Origin of the sequence: Dawidia soli, assembly GCF_018598185.1 — a bacterium.
Taxonomy (GTDB): Bacteria; Bacteroidota; Bacteroidia; order Cytophagales; family Cyclobacteriaceae; genus Ohtaekwangia; species Ohtaekwangia soli.
Map to the genome: position 1 here is coordinate 1 of NZ_JAHESC010000013.1, position 17,994 is coordinate 17,994.

The 17,994-nt window shown below is 52.5% G+C and carries 13 protein-coding genes; 4 read left to right on the top strand and 9 right to left on the bottom strand.

Annotated features, from left to right (window positions below; all coding sequences use genetic code 11):
- From KK078_RS10620 to KK078_RS10635, 4 genes are all read left to right on the top strand, one after another.
- Positions 1-2,827 (top strand): SusC/RagA family TonB-linked outer membrane protein (locus KK078_RS10620; RefSeq protein ID WP_254090249.1); only part of this gene is annotated, 2,827 nt, incomplete at its 5' end.
- 10 nt (positions 2,828-2,837) lie between these two features.
- Complete coding sequence (locus KK078_RS10625; RefSeq protein ID WP_254090250.1) at positions 2,838-4,733, top strand: RagB/SusD family nutrient uptake outer membrane protein; 1,896 nt, start codon at positions 2,838-2,840, stop codon at positions 4,731-4,733.
- Between the two features lie 37 nt (positions 4,734-4,770).
- Positions 4,771-5,961: a DUF5000 domain-containing lipoprotein gene (locus KK078_RS10630; RefSeq protein WP_254090251.1), complete on the top strand. Its 1,191-nt coding sequence runs from the start codon at positions 4,771-4,773 to the stop codon at positions 5,959-5,961.
- Positions 5,962-5,977: 16 nt separating this feature from the next.
- On the top strand, positions 5,978-7,108 hold the full coding sequence (locus KK078_RS10635) for a DUF4998 domain-containing protein (RefSeq protein ID WP_254090252.1): 1,131 nt from the start codon (positions 5,978-5,980) through the stop codon (positions 7,106-7,108).
- A 157-nt stretch (positions 7,109-7,265) separates the two neighbouring features.
- Here KK078_RS10635 and KK078_RS10640 read toward each other — a convergent pair whose 3' ends face one another.
- The 9 genes from KK078_RS10640 to KK078_RS10680 form a co-directional block, all read right to left on the bottom strand.
- The gene (locus tag KK078_RS10640; protein ID WP_254090253.1) at positions 7,266-8,480 is read right to left on the bottom strand and encodes an FG-GAP repeat domain-containing protein; all 1,215 of its coding nucleotides are present in this window, start codon (positions 8,478-8,480) and stop codon (positions 7,266-7,268) included.
- A gap of 132 nt (positions 8,481-8,612) precedes the next feature.
- Complete coding sequence (locus tag KK078_RS10645; protein ID WP_254090254.1) at positions 8,613-11,003, bottom strand: RICIN domain-containing protein; 2,391 nt, start codon at positions 11,001-11,003, stop codon at positions 8,613-8,615.
- A 383-nt stretch (positions 11,004-11,386) separates the two neighbouring features.
- Positions 11,387-11,812, bottom strand: a complete 426-nt coding sequence (locus KK078_RS10650; RefSeq protein ID WP_254090255.1) for a VOC family protein — start codon at positions 11,810-11,812, stop codon at positions 11,387-11,389.
- A gap of 34 nt (positions 11,813-11,846) precedes the next feature.
- Positions 11,847-12,584 (bottom strand): helix-turn-helix domain-containing protein, encoded by a 738-nt coding sequence (locus KK078_RS10655; protein WP_254090256.1) that lies wholly within the window; start codon positions 12,582-12,584, stop codon positions 11,847-11,849.
- A 67-nt stretch (positions 12,585-12,651) separates the two neighbouring features.
- Entirely contained in the window at positions 12,652-13,125 is a 474-nt protein-coding gene (greB, locus tag KK078_RS10660; protein ID WP_254090257.1) for a transcription elongation factor GreB, read from the bottom strand.
- Between the two features lie 71 nt (positions 13,126-13,196).
- Positions 13,197-14,237 (bottom strand): winged helix DNA-binding domain-containing protein, encoded by a 1,041-nt coding sequence (locus KK078_RS10665; RefSeq protein WP_254090258.1) that lies wholly within the window; start codon positions 14,235-14,237, stop codon positions 13,197-13,199.
- A 1-nt stretch (position 14,238) separates the two neighbouring features.
- Positions 14,239-15,426, bottom strand: a complete 1,188-nt coding sequence (locus tag KK078_RS10670) for an epoxide hydrolase family protein (protein ID WP_254090259.1) — start codon at positions 15,424-15,426, stop codon at positions 14,239-14,241.
- A 74-nt stretch (positions 15,427-15,500) separates the two neighbouring features.
- Complete coding sequence (locus KK078_RS10675) at positions 15,501-15,974, bottom strand: Crp/Fnr family transcriptional regulator (RefSeq protein WP_254090260.1); 474 nt, start codon at positions 15,972-15,974, stop codon at positions 15,501-15,503.
- 278 nt (positions 15,975-16,252) lie between these two features.
- Positions 16,253-17,824, bottom strand: coding sequence for a choice-of-anchor I family protein (locus tag KK078_RS10680; RefSeq protein ID WP_254090261.1), 1,572 nt, complete (start codon positions 17,822-17,824; stop codon positions 16,253-16,255).
- Positions 17,825-17,994: the final 170 nt, after the last annotated feature.

The window sequence follows — 17,994 nt, forward strand, 5'->3', positions numbered from 1 at the left end:
CCCCCCCCCCCCCCCCCCCCACCCGCCCCCGGCGCGGGGGCGGGGCGCTGGGTATACGCCCCAGGCCACGACCGTCAGGCCCTCCGAGCTGAAAGTACCCTCCAGCAACCTGACGACAGCACTTGCCGGCCGCGTAGCCGGTGTTATCGCCTACCAACGCAGCGGCGAACCCGGCCAGGACAATGCCGACTTCTTTATCCGGGGCGTTACTTCGTTTGGATATAAAAAAGACCCGCTGATCCTGATCGATGGCGTAGAGCTTACCACCCAGGACCTGGCGCGGCTGCAGCCCGACGACATCGAAAGCTTCTCCATCCTGAAAGACGCAACCGCCTCCGCGCTCTACGGCACGCGGGCCGCCAACGGTGTGATCCTGGTCAAGACCAAGGAAGGTAAAACCGGTACGCCCATCATCAAGCTGCGACTGGAAAATTCCATATCCGCCCCAACACGCAACGTAGAACTGGCCGACCCCGTAACCTATATGAAGCTGCAAAACGAAGCGGTGCTCACCCGCGACCCGCTGCAGCCCCTTCCCTATTCGCAAGATCAGATCGACAACACCGTACCGGGATCAGGCTCCATGATCTACCCCGCGACCGACTGGCGCCAGGAGCTCATGCGAGACTATACCATGAACCAGCGAGCCAACCTGAACGTAAGCGGCGGCGGAACAGCAGCCCGCTACTATGTCGCCGGCGCATTTACGCAGGACAACGGCATTCTGAAGGTGGACAAGCGAAACAATTTCAACAGCAACATCAGGCTGCGTACCTACTCCCTGCGCTCCAACGTGAACGTAAACCTATCCCGGAGCACCGAGCTGATCATCCGCCTGAGCGGTGCCTTTGACGACTACAAAGGGCCGGTATGGGGCGGCGCGGATATGTACAGGAGGGTCATGCGGGCCAACCCCGTGCGGTTCCCTGCCTACTATCCGAAAGACGACGAGCATATGTATGTCAAGCACATCATGTTCGGAAATTACGATGCCGGAAACTATACCAATCCCTACGCCGACCTGGTGAGAGGGTATAAGGAATACTCGCGCTCCAACATGATCGCCCAGTTCGAGATCAAGCAGGATCTGTCATCGCTCGTCAAAGGATTGACCTTTAATACCATGGCGAACACATCACGGTATACGTATTTCGATGTGAATCGCTTTTACAATCCCTTCTGGTATCAGTTGCAGAATTATGACACCCGGTCGGGCGAGTACAACGTGGGTGTCATCAACCCCAACGGCGGCACGGAATACCTGGGGTACTTTGAAGGTCCTAAGACCGTCAACTCGGTGCTTTACCTGCAGTCCACGTTGAACTATACCCGCCAGCTTGGCGAGAAACACAACGTAAACGGGCTGCTGGTATTCATTATGCGCGAAGCCCAAAACGCCAACGCCGGCGATCTGCAGGCTTCACTGCCCTTCCGAAACCTGGGCCTGTCCGGAAGAGCGACCTACTCCTATGACAACCGCTACTTCACCGAGTTCAACTTTGGGTATAATGGCACAGAGCGTTTTTATAAATCAAAACGTTACGGATTCTTCCCTTCCGCCGGCGTTGCCTGGACGGTGTCGAACGAAAAATTCTTCGAACCGCTCAGACGCACCGTCAACAACCTGCGCTTCCGTGCCACCTACGGCCTGGTGGGCAACGATGCGATCGGCAATGAACGGGATCGCTTCCTGTACCTTTCCAATGTCAATATGAACGCGACCGACCGCTTCGCCACCTTCGGCAGGGATTTCACCTATACCCGCAACGGTATTTCTGTTTCGCGTTACTCCGATCCTACCATCACCTGGGAAACCGCCCATAAGGCGAACTATGCGATCGAGCTCGGTCTGTTCGAAAACGTGAACTTCATTGGAGAATACTACACCGAGAAACGCAACAATATCCTCATGACCCGCATGGGCACGCCCGCCACGATGGGGCTGGAATCGCAGCCACAGGCCAACGTGGGCAAGGCCGAAGCCAGCGGCGTAGATCTCTCGCTTGATTTCAGTCGCAATTTCCGCCGGGACTTCTGGATCCAGGGCCGCGTGAATTTTACCTACGCCACCAGTAAATACACGGCCTATGAAGAACCTGTCTACGAAAATGAACCCTGGAAATCGCATGTGGGCTACCCGTTGTCTCAGCAGTGGGGGCTCATTGCCGAACGCCTCTTCGTAGACGACTATGAAGCTTCCAACTCGCCGAAGCAGAACTTTGGTGAATACGGCGGCGGCGACATCAAGTTCCGGGATGTGAACGGCGACGGACAGATCACCAACCTCGATCAGGTACCGATCGGATTCCCCGACAGACCGGAGATCGTATACGGCTTCGGATTCTCCGTGGGGTATAAGCGACTCGACTTCTCTACGTTCTTCCAGGGCCTGGGTCGCGAAACGTTCTGGATCGACGCCGGTGCGACTGCTCCCTTCATCGACTATGATCCGAATAACAACTATGGAGAAATAGGAAATACGCAACTACTGAAAGCGTATGCGGACGACCATTGGTCGGAAGAGAACAGGAACCTGTACGCGCTTTGGCCGCGCCTGAGCCCTACCCTGAGCGGCAACAACACACAGCGGAGCACCTGGTTTATGCGCAACGGCGCCTTCCTGCGATTGAAACAAGTAGAGTTGGGGTATACGGTCTCCGACGAAAACCTCAGCAAATGGAGGCTGAAGAATCTGCGCATATACGTGAACGCCACCAACCTGTTATGCTGGTCGCAGTTCAAGCTCTGGGATATTGAAATGGCCGGCAATGGTCTCGGCTATCCCGTACAGCGCGTCGTCAACATGGGTCTGAATGTGACATTTTAATCTACCTGGAATGAGAATCCTGAAAACATTGATCATCGCTTCACTTGTAGCCGTCTCCGCTTCCTGTGGCGACTTCCTGGACATCGTGCCGGACAACATCGCCACGATAGACAACGCCTTCGCCATGCGCGCCACGGCGGAAAAATACCTGTTCACCTGCTATTCGTATATGCCCCAGCATGCCAGCCTTTCGGCCAACCCCGGCTTTATCTCCGCAGACGAATTCTGGTTCAGGCAAAACTTTACGGACTTCGCCACGCCCGGCCGGCAGATCGCCCTGGGAAATCAAAACGTGGTGGACCCGTTCCTGAACTACTGGCAAGGCGAACGCGAAGGCCGGGACACCTATGAGGGAATCCGGCAGTGCAACATCTTCATCGAAGGCGTCGCCAAGGTACCAGACCTGACCGAAGACGAACGGAACCGGTGGATCGCCGAAGCTAAGTTTATGAAAGCCTACTACCACTTCTGGCTGTTCAGAATGTATGGTCCCATTCCGCTGATCCGGGAAAACCTGCCGGTATCCGTACCCACCGAAGACGTGAAAGCCACGCGATCAACGGTTGACGAATGTGTGGACTATATTGTAAGCCTGCTGGACGAAGCCGCTCCGTACCTGCCGGACAGGATCATCGACGAAACCTCCGAGCTGGGTCGCATCACCCGGCCTATCGCGTTATCCATCAAAGCGTATGTGCTCGTAACCGCGGCGAGCCCCTTATACAACGGCAATGACGATTACAACCAGTTTACAAACAAAGATGGCACACGGCTGTTTCCCGATGCCGACGCTACCAAGTGGACCGCCGCCGCCGATGCGTGCTTCCAAGCGATACAGCGCTGCGAAGCCATGGGCAACAGACTGTATTACTACAGCCAGAGCGTACAGCAATATGCCGTGTCTGACACGATCCGTACGCAAATGAATATCCGCAACGCCGTTACCGCGAAGTGGAACGCCGAGGTGATCTGGGCCAATACCACCAGCCGCGCGGAAACCATTCAGCGACAAGCGACACCCCGGGGTCTCGATCCCTCCAAAAAATCCAATACCGATGCGCGTGGCAACCTGGCCGTGCCGATCAAGATGGTGGAAATGTTCTACACCGAAAACGGCGTACCGATCACCGAAGACAAGAACTGGAGCTATGACGCCCGGTTCGACCTGAGAGCCGCCACCGTAGACGACCGGTTCTATATAAAACAAGACTACACCACGGCCCAGATGCATTTCAACCGCGAGCCGCGCTTTTACGCCTCGCTGGGATTCGATGGCGCCGTCTGGTATGGACATGGCCGATACAACGATAAAGATCCCTGGATCATCCAGGCCAAGAAGACACAAGTGCACAATTACGCCACCCAGGATTCGTATTCGGTCACGGGCTACTGGCCCAAAAAATTGGTCAACATTGCCAGCCTGATCAACGACAGTGGCTATACGCTGGAGGTATATCCCTGGCCCGTCATACGCCTGGCCGACCTGTACTTGTTATATGCGGAAGCATTGAACGAAGCCGGCAGAGGCGCAGAGGCGATCCCCTATCTTGACCGCATCCGCGAAAGAGCCGGACTGCCGGGCGTGATCGAAGCGTGGACGAACCACTCCATCGACCCCAACAAACCCAATACACTGGAGGGACTCCGCAAGATCATTCAACAGGAAAGGACCATCGAGCTGATGTTTGAAGGACAACGCTTTTGGGATCTGCGCCGATGGAAAACGGCCATCACCGAGTTGAACAAACCGATCACCGGTTGGGACATCGAGCAGGAAACCGCAGAAAACTATTATCGCGAGAAGCACCTCTACAAGCAGGTCTTCAGAACACGCGATTATCTGTGGCCCATCAAAGAGAATGAGCTGCTCACCAACCTCAACGTAGTGCAAACTTATGGCTGGTGATCCTCCGCCAGATGTGGTACCTCAAAATAAAAACGCCATGAAACTTTTCAAGAACCTATTGCCATACACGTTGCTGCTGCTCGCAACAGCCTGCGGCGAAGAACGATTGATCTCACCCCTGAACGGCAACGACGGCACACCGGGCCCGGTAAGCGTGACGCATGTAGAAAATCTTGCCGGCGGCGCAACGATCACCTACGACCTGCCCGACAGTGAAAACCTGCTCTATGTGAAGGCCGTCTTTACTGTCCGCGATGGGCTTACGCGCGAAGTAAAATCTTCCTTCTACGTCAATAACCTGACGGTAGACGGATTTCCCAAAGCTGACGACTACGAGGTAACGTTGTACGCCGTGAGCCGGGGCGAAAAAATGTCGGCGCCGGTAACGGTAAGCGTCAGCCCGCTTACGCCCCCCGTACAGGAAGTCTTTCAAACCCTGGACATCAAGGAGACCTACGGCGGCCTGAGCCTTTCTTTTCAGAACAGCGGCGAAGCCGCCGTGTCCATTACGGTCATCACCCCCAGCGAAAACGGCGAAGTGCGGCCGGTGGAAACCTTCTACAGCAAGTCCAAAGCGGCCACCTTTTATTCGCGGGGCTTCGAGCCCGTAGCGCGTACGTTCGGCGTGTATGTCAAAGACCGGTGGGGCAATGTGTCCGACACCATTACCCGGGAGCTGACACCCATCTACGAGGAGCTGCTGGACAAAAAGAAATTCCAGGCGCTTAAAACGCTGGGCGGCGATAACACCACGCCACACTTCACACAATGGGGTATGGAAAAAATGTGGGACGATGCCTGGAACAACCGGGACAATATATTCCAGACCGTAATAGGCAGTGGTGTTCCCAGCAGCTTTACCATCAACCTGGGCGTAAAAGCGCACCTGAGCCGTTTCAAATTGTATCACAGGGCCGGTGAAAATATCTACTCGGGCGCAGCGGTAAAGATCTGGGAGATCTGGGGCAGTAACGAGCCCGACAAAGACGGCGGCTGGGTGAACTGGACCAGGATCACGGACTGTACTTCGTTCAAACCCTCCGACGTCGCGTTGGGTACCTATACCAACGAGGATGTGCAGTACGGTATTATCAATGGCGAAGACTTCAACTTTCCCGACGATCTGCCGCCCTATCAATACCTCCGGTTCAGGATCACGCAAACCTGGGGGCAAACCGATTATTTCCACATATCAGAATTAACCTTCTGGGGGCAGGTCTCCCAATAATTTTAACGACAACGTCATGAAGCGTCATCTACTTCTTCTTATCCTGCCGGCAATCATTGTATGGATCGCCTCGTGCGGGGAAATGGACGAGCACTACAGAGAATTCCTGGAAGGCGGCGAGAAAATATACCCCGCCAAGGCAGACTCTGCGAAGGTGCACCCCGGCAGGAACCGCCTGCAGCTAACCTGGCTGATCCTGGCCGACCCGAAAGTAAAACGGGCAAAAGTATACTGGAACAACCGAAAGGACTCGATCGCGGTAGAGATCAAAAAGACATCGTCTGTCGATACCGTAAAAGTAATGCTGAATGATCTCGCGGAATCGTCCTATGTATTCGAGATCATCACCTACGATGACAAAGGACACGCTTCCATGGTGACCGAGGTTGTAGGAAGCGCTTATGGCGACGACTACGAGAAGTCGCTGCTGATCCGGCCGATACTCGAAGCAACCACCTGGAATAATCGCGGCACCGCGCGTTTCGGCACAACCGGCCCGGAGGCCATCGGCACCCAATTTGAATACGAAGATGAATACGGCGTGCTTCAAACCTTGTTTGTGCCCGTGGAAGAGCTCAGGGCCAGGCTGCCAAGCTTCAAAGAAGGAAGCACGATGCGGCACAGAACGGTCTTTACACCCAGCAAACTTGCCATAGATTCGTTCTACACCAAATGGCAGTCTGTTACGCCCGCCATACGCCCTGAAAAAATACCCTACCCCAAAGGCGTCTGGAGCGTGATCGGCTTTAGCTCCGAAGAAACCTCTAACGACAGGCTGGCCGCCAGGATCATCGACGGGAACAACAAAACCTGGTGGATCGCCCGCTACTCCACCAACGCCACGTCGTATGCACAAGGCCACTGGGTAACAATAGACATGAAATCCGAACACGACGTAGACGGCTTTGTCATATTACAAAAGGAAGGCGACCGGAAGATCAAAGTGCTGGAGCTGCTCAGCAGCAACGATAACGAGAACTGGGAAAGCCTGGGAACTTTCAACCTCCCCAACACACAGGGTGTGGAGCTGTATTTTGATCTGCCGGCCCGAAAGTCATTCCGGTATTTCCAGCTGAAACCCATCTCCGGTCACGATGCCAACCAACAACCCGGACTGGCCGAGATCTCCACATTCTATGTTGAATAATAAAATACAGCAACAAGAGAATAAGAATCAGAAAACTGATTTTTTCAAGACGATACGAAAAAGGTTGGGAACCTGATTTGTAGTTTGTGCCAAATGAAACATGTCCCACTGGGAGAAATTCCGGTGGGCGTGTTTTTACGGGCGTGAGCTGGTCACCTCATTTCTTCCCGAACAATAAACGAACCTGCGATCCCCACCCTCCAATCATCATATCCAATACAGCATCGCCGTTTACATCTCCCACGGCAATACCCCAACCACGGCCTACCGTTATACCGGGAATTACGTTCCTGGTTACATTCGTAAATACACCTTTACCATTATTCTGTAGCGCCTGCACCTGTGCGGCTTCAAAGGGCGGCGTTTTAACAGCACTCAGAACAATGTCCGCATAACCGTCGTGATTAAAATCTATAATCGTACCCGAATAGCTGGATAATTTCTGTGCAGGGATTCTGCTGGCGGTCTCATCTTTAAGATTCCCCTTGCCGTCGTTTATCAGTAAACGCGCGGTAGGATCTTTATCCCATTCACCACCGTTATTGGTAAGATTAACAAATAGAATATCGGTATGCCCGTCCCGGTTGGCGTCAAACGCCAATACATCGCGGGTATGCAAGGGCACCAGGAGCTCAAGGCTTCCCGGGTGTTCTGTAAACCGCCCCGTGCCATCGTTAAAGAATAAACGATTCGGCGGCACTTCATTCCCTACTATCAGATCCAGCGTGCCGTCACCATTCAGATCGACCAGTTTTACCGCCTGGGTTTGGTCTTCTATTGCGGGCAGCCCCCGGGTTGTATAGTCCATAAAGTGACCAGGCTTTTCGGGATTGTTGATCCATAAAAAATCCTGTGCCTTGCCGCCCGAATTACCGATGACAATATCAGGCAATCCGTCGCCATTCACATCTCCCACGTCCAGGCCGTTCGCCTCGCTTTTCGCCAGAAGACGATCGCTTACGTCAACAAACGTACCGTCGCCTTTGCCGGTATAATACTGGTGTGTCTGATCATCTTCCGCCACAAAAATGATGTCGGCTATACCATCCTTGTTAAAATCGGCTATACGTACATGCTCTGAATCATGATCCTTCTCCGCAAAGGCGCCTTTCTTCCATGTAAATCTTCCCTTACCATCATTCAGGTATAAGCGGTTGGGTTCCGATTCCAACGCCAGGATGGCGTCCAGGTCATGATCACCGTCCACATCCAGGAAAGCCACATCCAGCGCATGCTCCCTGCCGTCCATGGGCACATGCGTTGCCGTAACGTCTTTGAACCAGGCAGTCTCACCTTGTTGTGCCTGCAATGTCCATGGCGCCGCGTATAGCAGGCAATGCCCCGCGCCTATTAATAACAGATTTCTTAACATGTTCCAGCCTCTTTAGTAAGCAGCCAAATATAACGCATTCAGCTTCGCTTTCAGGCTGTCACGATAGGAAGGGCAAGAAGGCTATTTGAACGGAGCTCGTCGGCAGACTTGAACCACCGACGAGCTTATATATTATTTCACCAAATATTTCTCCGTCCAGGTGTGCGCCGAATCGCGCAGCCTGATCAGATACAACCCCGCCGAAACGGGAGGAATGGAAACAGACACCTTCGAATCCACGACTTTATGCTCACCGTTCATGATCATGTGTCCCTGATCATTGAGCAGCGTCAGCCGTACATGGTCCGTCGGGCTCGTCACCGTAATGATCACTTCATTACTTTGCCCGCTCCTGCCCGGGTTGGGATAGATATGCGTGGCCGGTCCTTCACCACCACCACCTGCCACGGCTGTCGGTCGGATCAGCTTCCACATGCCGCTATTCTGGTTGAGGTTCTCCCATTGCTGCACATTCCCGCCATTGGCGGTACTGAATCCGGCTACCTCCATCAATTTCCCGCTGTGCTTCGCGATCAGCTTATAAAAACCGTCGCCGGTGGAAACCGCTATAAACTGCTGATTGAAATAACCGAAATAACTCCATTGCTGTACATTGATGCCGTTGTCCTTGCCGTTCGAATCCACATCCAACGCTTTGCCGCTGTTTACAGCCGTGATCTTATACGCCCCGTTGCCGGCATGCTCGAATAAGAATTGTTGGTTGGTCGCCGCCGTCAGGCTCCATTGATGAACATTTATGCCGTCGCCGGTTGAACCGGTGCCCCCCGCAATATCCATGTATAAATTGCTGTTGCGATTTTGCAGCAGATAAATTCCGCTCAGGGTCTGATCGCCGGTGGTGCTGACGCGCAGCGACGTCACCCGGTCGTTCCAGTCCGCCACCCAGCTGGTGTTCGCCGTATAGACGCTGGAGGCTCCGCTGAAGTTATCACCGTCATACACCGTCACCGTATAGCCCTGCGCAACCTTCAGGGAAGTAATATCATTGTCGGCAATACCCTTCGCCTGCAGCTGGGCTCTTGTATAATCACCGACCTCCAATCCCCCCGCATAGCCGCCGAAGTTGATATCCTGGTACACGCTCACGGGCCCGCCAATGTAGGCGATCTTCACCGAAGAGATCCGGTCGTTCCAATCGGCTAGCCACGTCGCATTGGCGGTAAACGTTTTGGACGCGCCCGTAAAATTATCGTTCTCATAAACCGTCACCGAATATCCCCCCGGAACCGTCAGCGAGGTGATGTCGTTATCCGTCACGCCCCGGGCCTGAAGCTGCGCCAACGTGTAGGCCCCCACGGGCAACTGCGAATAAAATCCGCTGTAGTTGATGTCCTGGTAGACATGCACTTTCGTCATGCCCGCCAATGATTCAAACAGGTGGACACCGCTGATCTCTGTTGACAGATCGATCGTTCCGCTCGGCATGGACGACCACACCGGGCTGATCAGATAGTTCGATTTATTGACCGCATTGTTCCACACCGAATTACCGGTGTAGTTGAGTATCGTTAAATAGCGATCCCGTTGGCCGCTTGTCAGGTTGCCCTTCCGGATCAATTCAGAGAAGTACTTCGCAAAGATCCCTTTGAACAACCCGCCGTCGCCCTGGCCGACTTCGTTCAGGAAGAACACACCGCCATTATAGTTCCTGAAATTCATCATAAACTCGGCGGCTTTAATGGCATCATCCAGGTAGGACTGCGTGCCGGTAACAATATTCAGCTCGAGGCTGGCGCCAATGAAAAGCCCGGAGTTATAAGAGAACTGCCAGTCGGGGTCAAAATTACCGGGACTATCCCATATACCGCCGTTGGCATTGAGTAAGTTGGCCTTCATCCAGGCATGGATATCTTTTGCCATCTGTAAATTCGCCGGATCGTTCTCGAGCTTATAAAGCCTGACCGCCAGAACAATGGCCGGGCTGTTGCCGATCGCATTGTTACAAGGCGTCGTGCACCCTTTCCGCCACGACATCTTGCCGCCGCTGTATCCTGTTTTTATTTCGGTCCAGATCTGGTGGACCGCATCCAGGTATTCCGGATCTTTTGTAGCGTTATAGGCATTGAAGCACGCCAGGCCCAGCCATTCCAGATCATCGTAATAATCGTTGTGATACGTGCCGGCACCATACAGGTTGTATTTCCGGATGCCTGCCAGAATGCTTTTCATCCGGTCGCGATAAACGGTGTTGCGTGTACGCTGATACGCGTCGGCCATGGTTTCCAGTCCGTGCGCCGTTACCCAATAGCCGTAGCCGTAGGGATCGTTGTCCGAAGCACTGTTGTGCTTGAAATAGCTTCGGTCTGCCGACATGAAGATATTGAACAAGCCGTTTTGCATGTTCTCGGCGCGTGGATCGTTTGCCTGCGCGAACACGCTACAGCTGCAGAGCACCAGGATAAATACCGTAAGATTTTTTACTGAAATAAGTTTTTCTCTACCGCACATGCGCCGGCCGGTCTGCCGAAGCGCGCCCACAACACTCCATTCATTTTTTTTCATAGAATTAAGGTTTTGGGTAATGTTAAAAATAGCCATACAATACCGGTTTCACCGGCTCGAGTGAACGGCTAGGCAGATCCATCGACCTACCCTTCCATAAACTGATATCAATCGCCCGTTGTGCTGAGGTGGCTACCGCACAGAAAAAGGATTGAAACATAAACACTGCAGGCGCCGTTAATACCAGAGGCCATTCGGTCTATTACAGCTCCGCTTGCTAAGCGCTTTCAAACACATAGTGTACAAAACGGATCGATTTTACTCTCCCACTCCGAAAAAATTAAAAAAAAACTGCAGACCGTCTAAACGGCGAGCAGTTACGACCTTGGACATAGCATGAGTTCGACGGCACTCCTCCCCTCGACGTACTCCGGAGAGCCATGCTACCCTGCTTTCTCGGCAAATCCGAGGATGTAACCATTCAGATCCGTTACGTAAAACTCCTGCATGCCGTACCAGGTTGTTCTCAGCTCGGTCATGGGCAAATGTTTCTGTTTCATGGCCCTGTAAAATTCTTCAATGCCTTCTATTTCCACATAAAAAGATACGGATGCTCCTATCGGCAAACCACGGGAAAACACAACATCCTCTTTGAATGTATCGGAACGCTGAAAAAAAACTTCTACACTTCCATGTTGCATCATGGCATATACATACGATGTGCCCTCTGCCAGGAATTGCTCAATGCCATCCTGCGTTTCCGGAACACACATCACCAATCTGAAACCGAAATTCTCTTCGTAGAACGCAACTGTTTCCTTTACGTCCGTCACTTCAAAGTTGGGGGTGAGCTTTGTAATTTTCATCATAAATCGTTTAGTGATTAATAAATGCAAACTACGTTCAAGCTCTCGTCGCTAATTGTAAAAATCGGACGTTTTCGTTCTCAGCCAACTCGCCGGGTGTAGCTCCCGTATGCTTTTTGATCTCCTTGATGAAATGTGCCTGATCGAAGAAACTGTCGTCCGGAGCCAGGTCCCCATTTGCAATGCCTGTGTAAGCAGCGTTACAACGCACGATATTCAGAAACGTCTTCAGCGGGAAACCAAACTGGTTATTAAGGTACCGGTTGATCTGCCGGCTGCTCCAGTACACACCGGCGGCCAGCTGTTCAACCCCCAGACCCGGGTTGCTATAGGCCAGCTCAAAAAGCCTCAGTTTTCGACTATCGATTTCACGCAGGTGCTTGAGGCAATGCTCCAGCCGGCTCACCGTGTCTTGCGCGAAGGTGTCGAAGTCGCCCCGTGTATATCCGTTTATATTCCAAAAATCCAACGGCAAGTGCTGGGTCGAATTGAGTATCGACTTCATCTCCCGTTGGAAAAGATACTCCGCTGCCAATAGCTTGAATCGGATGGCAAACAGGGTTGTCGACGCACAGACTACCACATGTACAGGCTTCGCCCATACGCCGGTAAGCTTTATCCGTTGCAATGTATCGCATTCAAATTCAGCGATCAGATCAAAATAACCATCCGGAATAATCGTATGCTCAACCGCCTCGTCGCCGGTTTCATATTCCCAGAAACTGTGGATAAAATTCTTCAGGAATCCTTCGACTTCCAGTTCGCGATATTTCACATTGGAAATTAAGAAAAATGCTCCCAACGCAGAAACTCAGCCCCGTGTTAAACGGATAATCCAGCCGTTATTTCTGATATTCAATTTTAACAATCCGCCAGACAAACTCACCCGCCCCGGTTTTAACCACTGCCTGGTCACCTGCTTCTTTTTTCATCAGCGCGTGTGCCATCGGCGAGTCGATCGAGATGTAATCTTTGGTCTCGAAAATTTCATCATAACCCACTATGCGGAAGCGCTTTCGATCCCCCCGGTCATTTTCAACTTCTACCCATGCGCCAAACAGCACTTTGCCTTCCTGGGCAGGTGAATAATGCACGACTTTCAGATCATCGATACATTTGCGTAGATAGAGCAAGCGCCGGTCGATCTCGCGCAGGCGCTTTTTATTGTAGTGATAATCCGCGTTTTCAGAACGGTCCCCCAGGCTTGCGGCCCAGGCCACCTTTTGCGTGGTGTCAGGCCGTTCAACGCGCCACAAATGATCCAGCTCCGCTTTTAACTTTTCTAAACCTTCCGGGGTAATCAAAGGTGTTTTCATGGCTTACTTTTCCGGCTCCAATGTACCATTTGGAATCCCAACGGCAAGGCTTAACTGACAAAGCATCATTATTATTTCCCCAAAAAAAACTTGAGCGCTTCGAGCTTCGGCCTCACACTCCTCTTCTTTTTGTTGTCCTGCAGGAATTGCATTTCCACAAAAGGCTCCTTGCCCGTCTTTTTCCACGTGCCGGCTATCGCGTTATCAACTAAAACGATCGGCTTGAATACCCCATTACCCAAAAGGGTTTTATCAACATCCGGCGGAAAAGCAATGTCTCTCCCTTCAGAATAACCGACCATATATTCATCGTAAGCAGGGAGCAGCACCGATGTTTTCTTTTTTTGATCAGGCGTGTTCTCGAAGTACAAATACTCCAGGCCGCCCAGCGAGGCCCGCTTGAGGCTCCCACCCAGTCCCGATATTCCGAATGTTGCATCCGACAGGTTCAGGCCACTCCACCACATAAAATCTTTTACGGTGGCGGGACTCCTGGAACCGAAATAAACCGCCGCCAGCTTCACCAGCGAGTCCTTCCGGGAGATCTTTTCCGACGGCGGCACTCTCCTGTCAAAGAGAGCATACGTAATTTTATTTTTCTTTCGTACTCCGTTGCACACGCGCATTTCAAGCTCGGCCCGGATCAGGATCTGCGTAGCCATTAGATTCTCTACGTCGATTTTCTTTTTCGCGAGTCGCTCCATCAAATCCTCTTTCGACAGATTGTCCTCGCGTTGCAATTCAACCTCGATGATCTTCCAGATCTTTTTAAAGATCTCATCCGTAAGCCCCACCTGCCGATCGACATATTGTGTTGCCTTCCTGACATACGGCGCCGATAGCTCCATCATCCAGCGGATATCTTTGCGGCTCACAAAGTGCCACGTGGGCCGAAGAACATGCGTGCGGATGATCTCACCGGAATTGATACACATTTCGACGTCCGGGTCGGAAGCCCTTTGCATGCGCATCCCCACGGCCCATTTCGCCATGGCATAGTCCTGTGACTGCATGGCGCCGAAATGAGACACAACGTCGACGCAAGATTCAAACTCCGTAGCGGCTAACCGCTGATTTAGCAACCGTAGTTGTATCAATTCTTTAACCTTCATACTAAGATCTGCTTGGGCCGAAAAATTCCCGTAAGTCTTTCACGAACAGTTCCGGAACCTCCATGGCGGGAAAATGACCGCCCTTTTCATGAAAGATATAATGATCCGGCTCACCGGTGAAAGATAAAAGTTTCTGAAAGAGCGATCTGTCGGCGTTTTTGCCGAATACCGTCATGGCAGAAGGTACCTTCGGCGGTGTCCATTGACCGGAATCCTGCGCGCTACCATCACCGCCCCAGTGAAAGGCCATGCTCATGTTTTCATAAAGCGCCTCCGCGCTCGAAGCCCCGATCTTGTTAAACCAATACAACGAGACATTCGTCAGGATCTGATCGATATCCATGGCGTCTTCCGGTAATTCCTTGTCCGCATCGGTCCATTCTTTATACTTTTCAACCATCCAGGCCAGCTGGGCCACCGGGCTGTCCGACAAGGAATAAGCGACGGTTTGTGGCCTCGTCGATTGTATCTCCAGATACGCCGTGCCGGTCTTCTTGTATTCCTTCATCCGCTCCAGCCCTGCCTTCTCCTCGTCCGATAAAAATGAAGTATCCGATGGGAACATCCCCAGCCCGGCCACGGAGTAGAAATCGGTGTTCACATGTGTTCCGATCAGTTTATGGGCCGATATCGCCGACATGATACCGGTGATCCCTGCGCCCATGTCACCGCCGTGTACAGCAAATTTTGCATATCCCAGTTGCTCCATCAGCGTGGTAAAGGCAGCCGCAATGCGAAACATATTCCACCCCTTCTCTTTCACCGGCGTTGAAAAACCAAACCCGGGAATAGAAGGGATCACTAAATGGAACGAACCGGGGCCGTTCGCTTCGCCCGAAGGGGAATTGGTAAGCGGCTCAATTACGTTGACGAAATCTGCAAAGGACCCCGGCCATCCGTGGATCAACATCAGCGGAGTGGCGTTCGGATCACCCGATCTCACGTGAAGGAAGTGGATATCCTGACCATCGATTTCCGTGATGAACTGGGGATACTCATTCAATAACGCTTCCTGCTTTTTCCAGTCAAATTTGTGCTGCCAATGATCCACCAGTTTTTTTAAATAATCCGTCGGCGCTCCTTTTTTCCATCCTTCGTTAATCGTTGCGCCCGGCCAGCGCGTTTTTGACAATCGCTGGTTCAGGTCGTCGATCTCTTGCTCGGAAATTTGAATTTTGAATTGTTTCATCGCTTTTTGGTTTTTGTTTAAGACAAAGTTGGCCTGAGACCCACCCCGAAAGCGATAACAAATGTTAAGAAATGTCACCTTCTGTTTCTGATCCGGCTGAGCGAGACGGACGTGATCCCCAGGAACGAGGCGATATAGTGTTGGGGCACTCTTTGCAGGATATGCGGACTTTGTTCCAATAATTCCTGATACCGCTCTTCGGGACTATTCTTGATCCTCGAAAGAAACAGCTTCTGGTAACACATTAACCGCTGAAAAATCTGATCTTCCAATTCCTGTTTGATGAGCGACGAGCTTTCTATCATGGTCTCATAATCCCTTTTATGTAAGATGTGGAGAATGGACGGCTCGATCGTTTCGATCGAGAACAGACTCGGCTCACCGCCACGAAAGCTTTCCGCGGAGGAAACTCCTTCCCCTTCGAAGAAAAATTGAAACGTAATATCCTTTCCGTCCTTGTTAAACGATAGCCTGATACATCCCTTTTCTATGTAAAACATCCTTTCCGAGATCTGCCCTTCGTTCAATAAAATTGTTCTGGCCGGCATTTCTTCACGTTTAAAAAAATGCCTGAACTTTTCCCATTCAGCAGCGAGTTGTTCACGGTCTTTTACCATAGCGGAAATTAATGAAATTCTGCTATTTCCAAGCCCGTGACCTGACGCAACACAACACAGCGTAAGATGGTACACCTCCGTAACAGCCGGTCGCCGGCAACCTATATCCGAAAATATACAGCAGGCCGAACCGTCTTCACCGAACCCTCCCGGACAAAAAAAAGACCCCTGCCAAAGCAGGAGTCTTTCACGGCATATGCCCGTATTTTTTATAGCTCTTCCGGCTGGAATACGTTCACTTTGCCGTCACCCTCGCAGCTTGAAACGAGGAGACTGTGCCCGGTCGGGCTGTCTGCCGCCGGGATGAACAATACGCCCTCCGGCGCGTCGCCGGTATGCAGGGCTTGCAGCAACTGTGGCGCGGCAGGATTGGTGACATCCACCACGACCACCACGTCGGCACGCTCCAGGCCGACAAAGGCCAGTGTCTTCTCGCCGATCTTACCGACAGTGACGTTCTCGGGCTCTACACCTTTGTCGTCGCTGCGGCCATCGTCGTACTGGGCCGGTAACTTCTCTACCACGAATTTTTCCAGCTGGCTGCCGCTATCGAACACGAGCTCGCCGGTGGTGCCGTTCCAGATCGAGAAAGAACGCGTGCCGAACGTATACAGTTTATCGTACAAGCCGTCAGCGTTCAGGTCACCCATCGTGTTGGTAATCTTTAGCCGTCCCATCACCTCGTCGTCTTGCAGGGCTTCGTCTGTGAAGACCGCCGGGTCCAGGTCGACGCTTTTAATACGGCTCTCTTCGTTGTAAAGGTCACCTTCCTCGTAGCCGTCCAGCGCATCGTCGCTGGTCGGACGAATGCGGCTGTCACCCTCGTTGGCTGTAATGAGGTACGTCGTGGCGCCAACGGTAAAAGAGGCAATACCGTCGGGCATGTAAACACCCCACACCGGGCGCGTGGTAAACGATACCGCGCCGTCCTCATCGCTCGCGTCAAGCTCGTTGCCGGCCTTGCTGTGATCCTTGAAGCCCAGCGGAAAGATGTTCTCGATCGTTTTGCCGGTAATGTTGATCCGCGCAATTGCGTTATTCTCCTGGAGCGTCACCCACGCGGTCTTCGAATCGGCCGAGACGGTGATATACTCGGGCTCCACGTCCCTGGCCAGGGTATTGGTTTCACGGCGCTGGCCGGGCAGGCGGAAGCCCTTCTCGCGAAGCGCGTCGGCCTGGCTCTCAAAACCGCTGAAGTCCAGGTTCGTGACACTATAGCCGTTCTTGACATCGATAATGGAGACAGAGCCCACCGGGTCGATCTCGTAGGCTTCGTCCGGTTCACCTTCGTTGGCCGAAAGAATATAGTTGCCGTCGGCACTGAACGCCACCATGTCCGGCAGGGAACCAACGGTCGGGCTGGCCTTAACGGTCATGTCGGCCGTGTTCCATACCACCACTTTGCCGGGATCGGTTTTCGGATCCGATTCGATCGCCGCTGCCAGCAGACCATTCTTTACCGCCACGCTGTTCACGCCCGCGCCATAAGCGCTAATGCTCAATGGAGTGTCTTGTTTCTTCGGCGCCGCAGGATCGGTCATATCGATGACGTCGATGGCGGAGCTCACGGCATTGACGACAAATAATTTCTTCGTGGCCGGGTCATAAGCGGATATTTCGGCGGCAGTCTCGCCACCCACCAGTGTAATTTCGCTAACAGATTTAAATGCCGACGGGTCCTCGGAGATCTCCGGCTCGGGAGTGCTCGGGCTGTCGTCATCGCTACAAGCAGCCATAAACAACGTCGCTGCCAGGAGCGCGCACGTAAAGAGTTTTTGCATAGACTAAGTGAATTAAGTAATGGATTGAATGGGCAATACCCGGATTAAATTTAGCAGGCAAGATCCGATCGAACGGGTATTTAGACGCGACCACCTCGTTAAATTATTATTAAGTGATTGTTACGACCTGGTCGGGAGCACGCATAAAACACAAAGGCCGCCCCAACGTG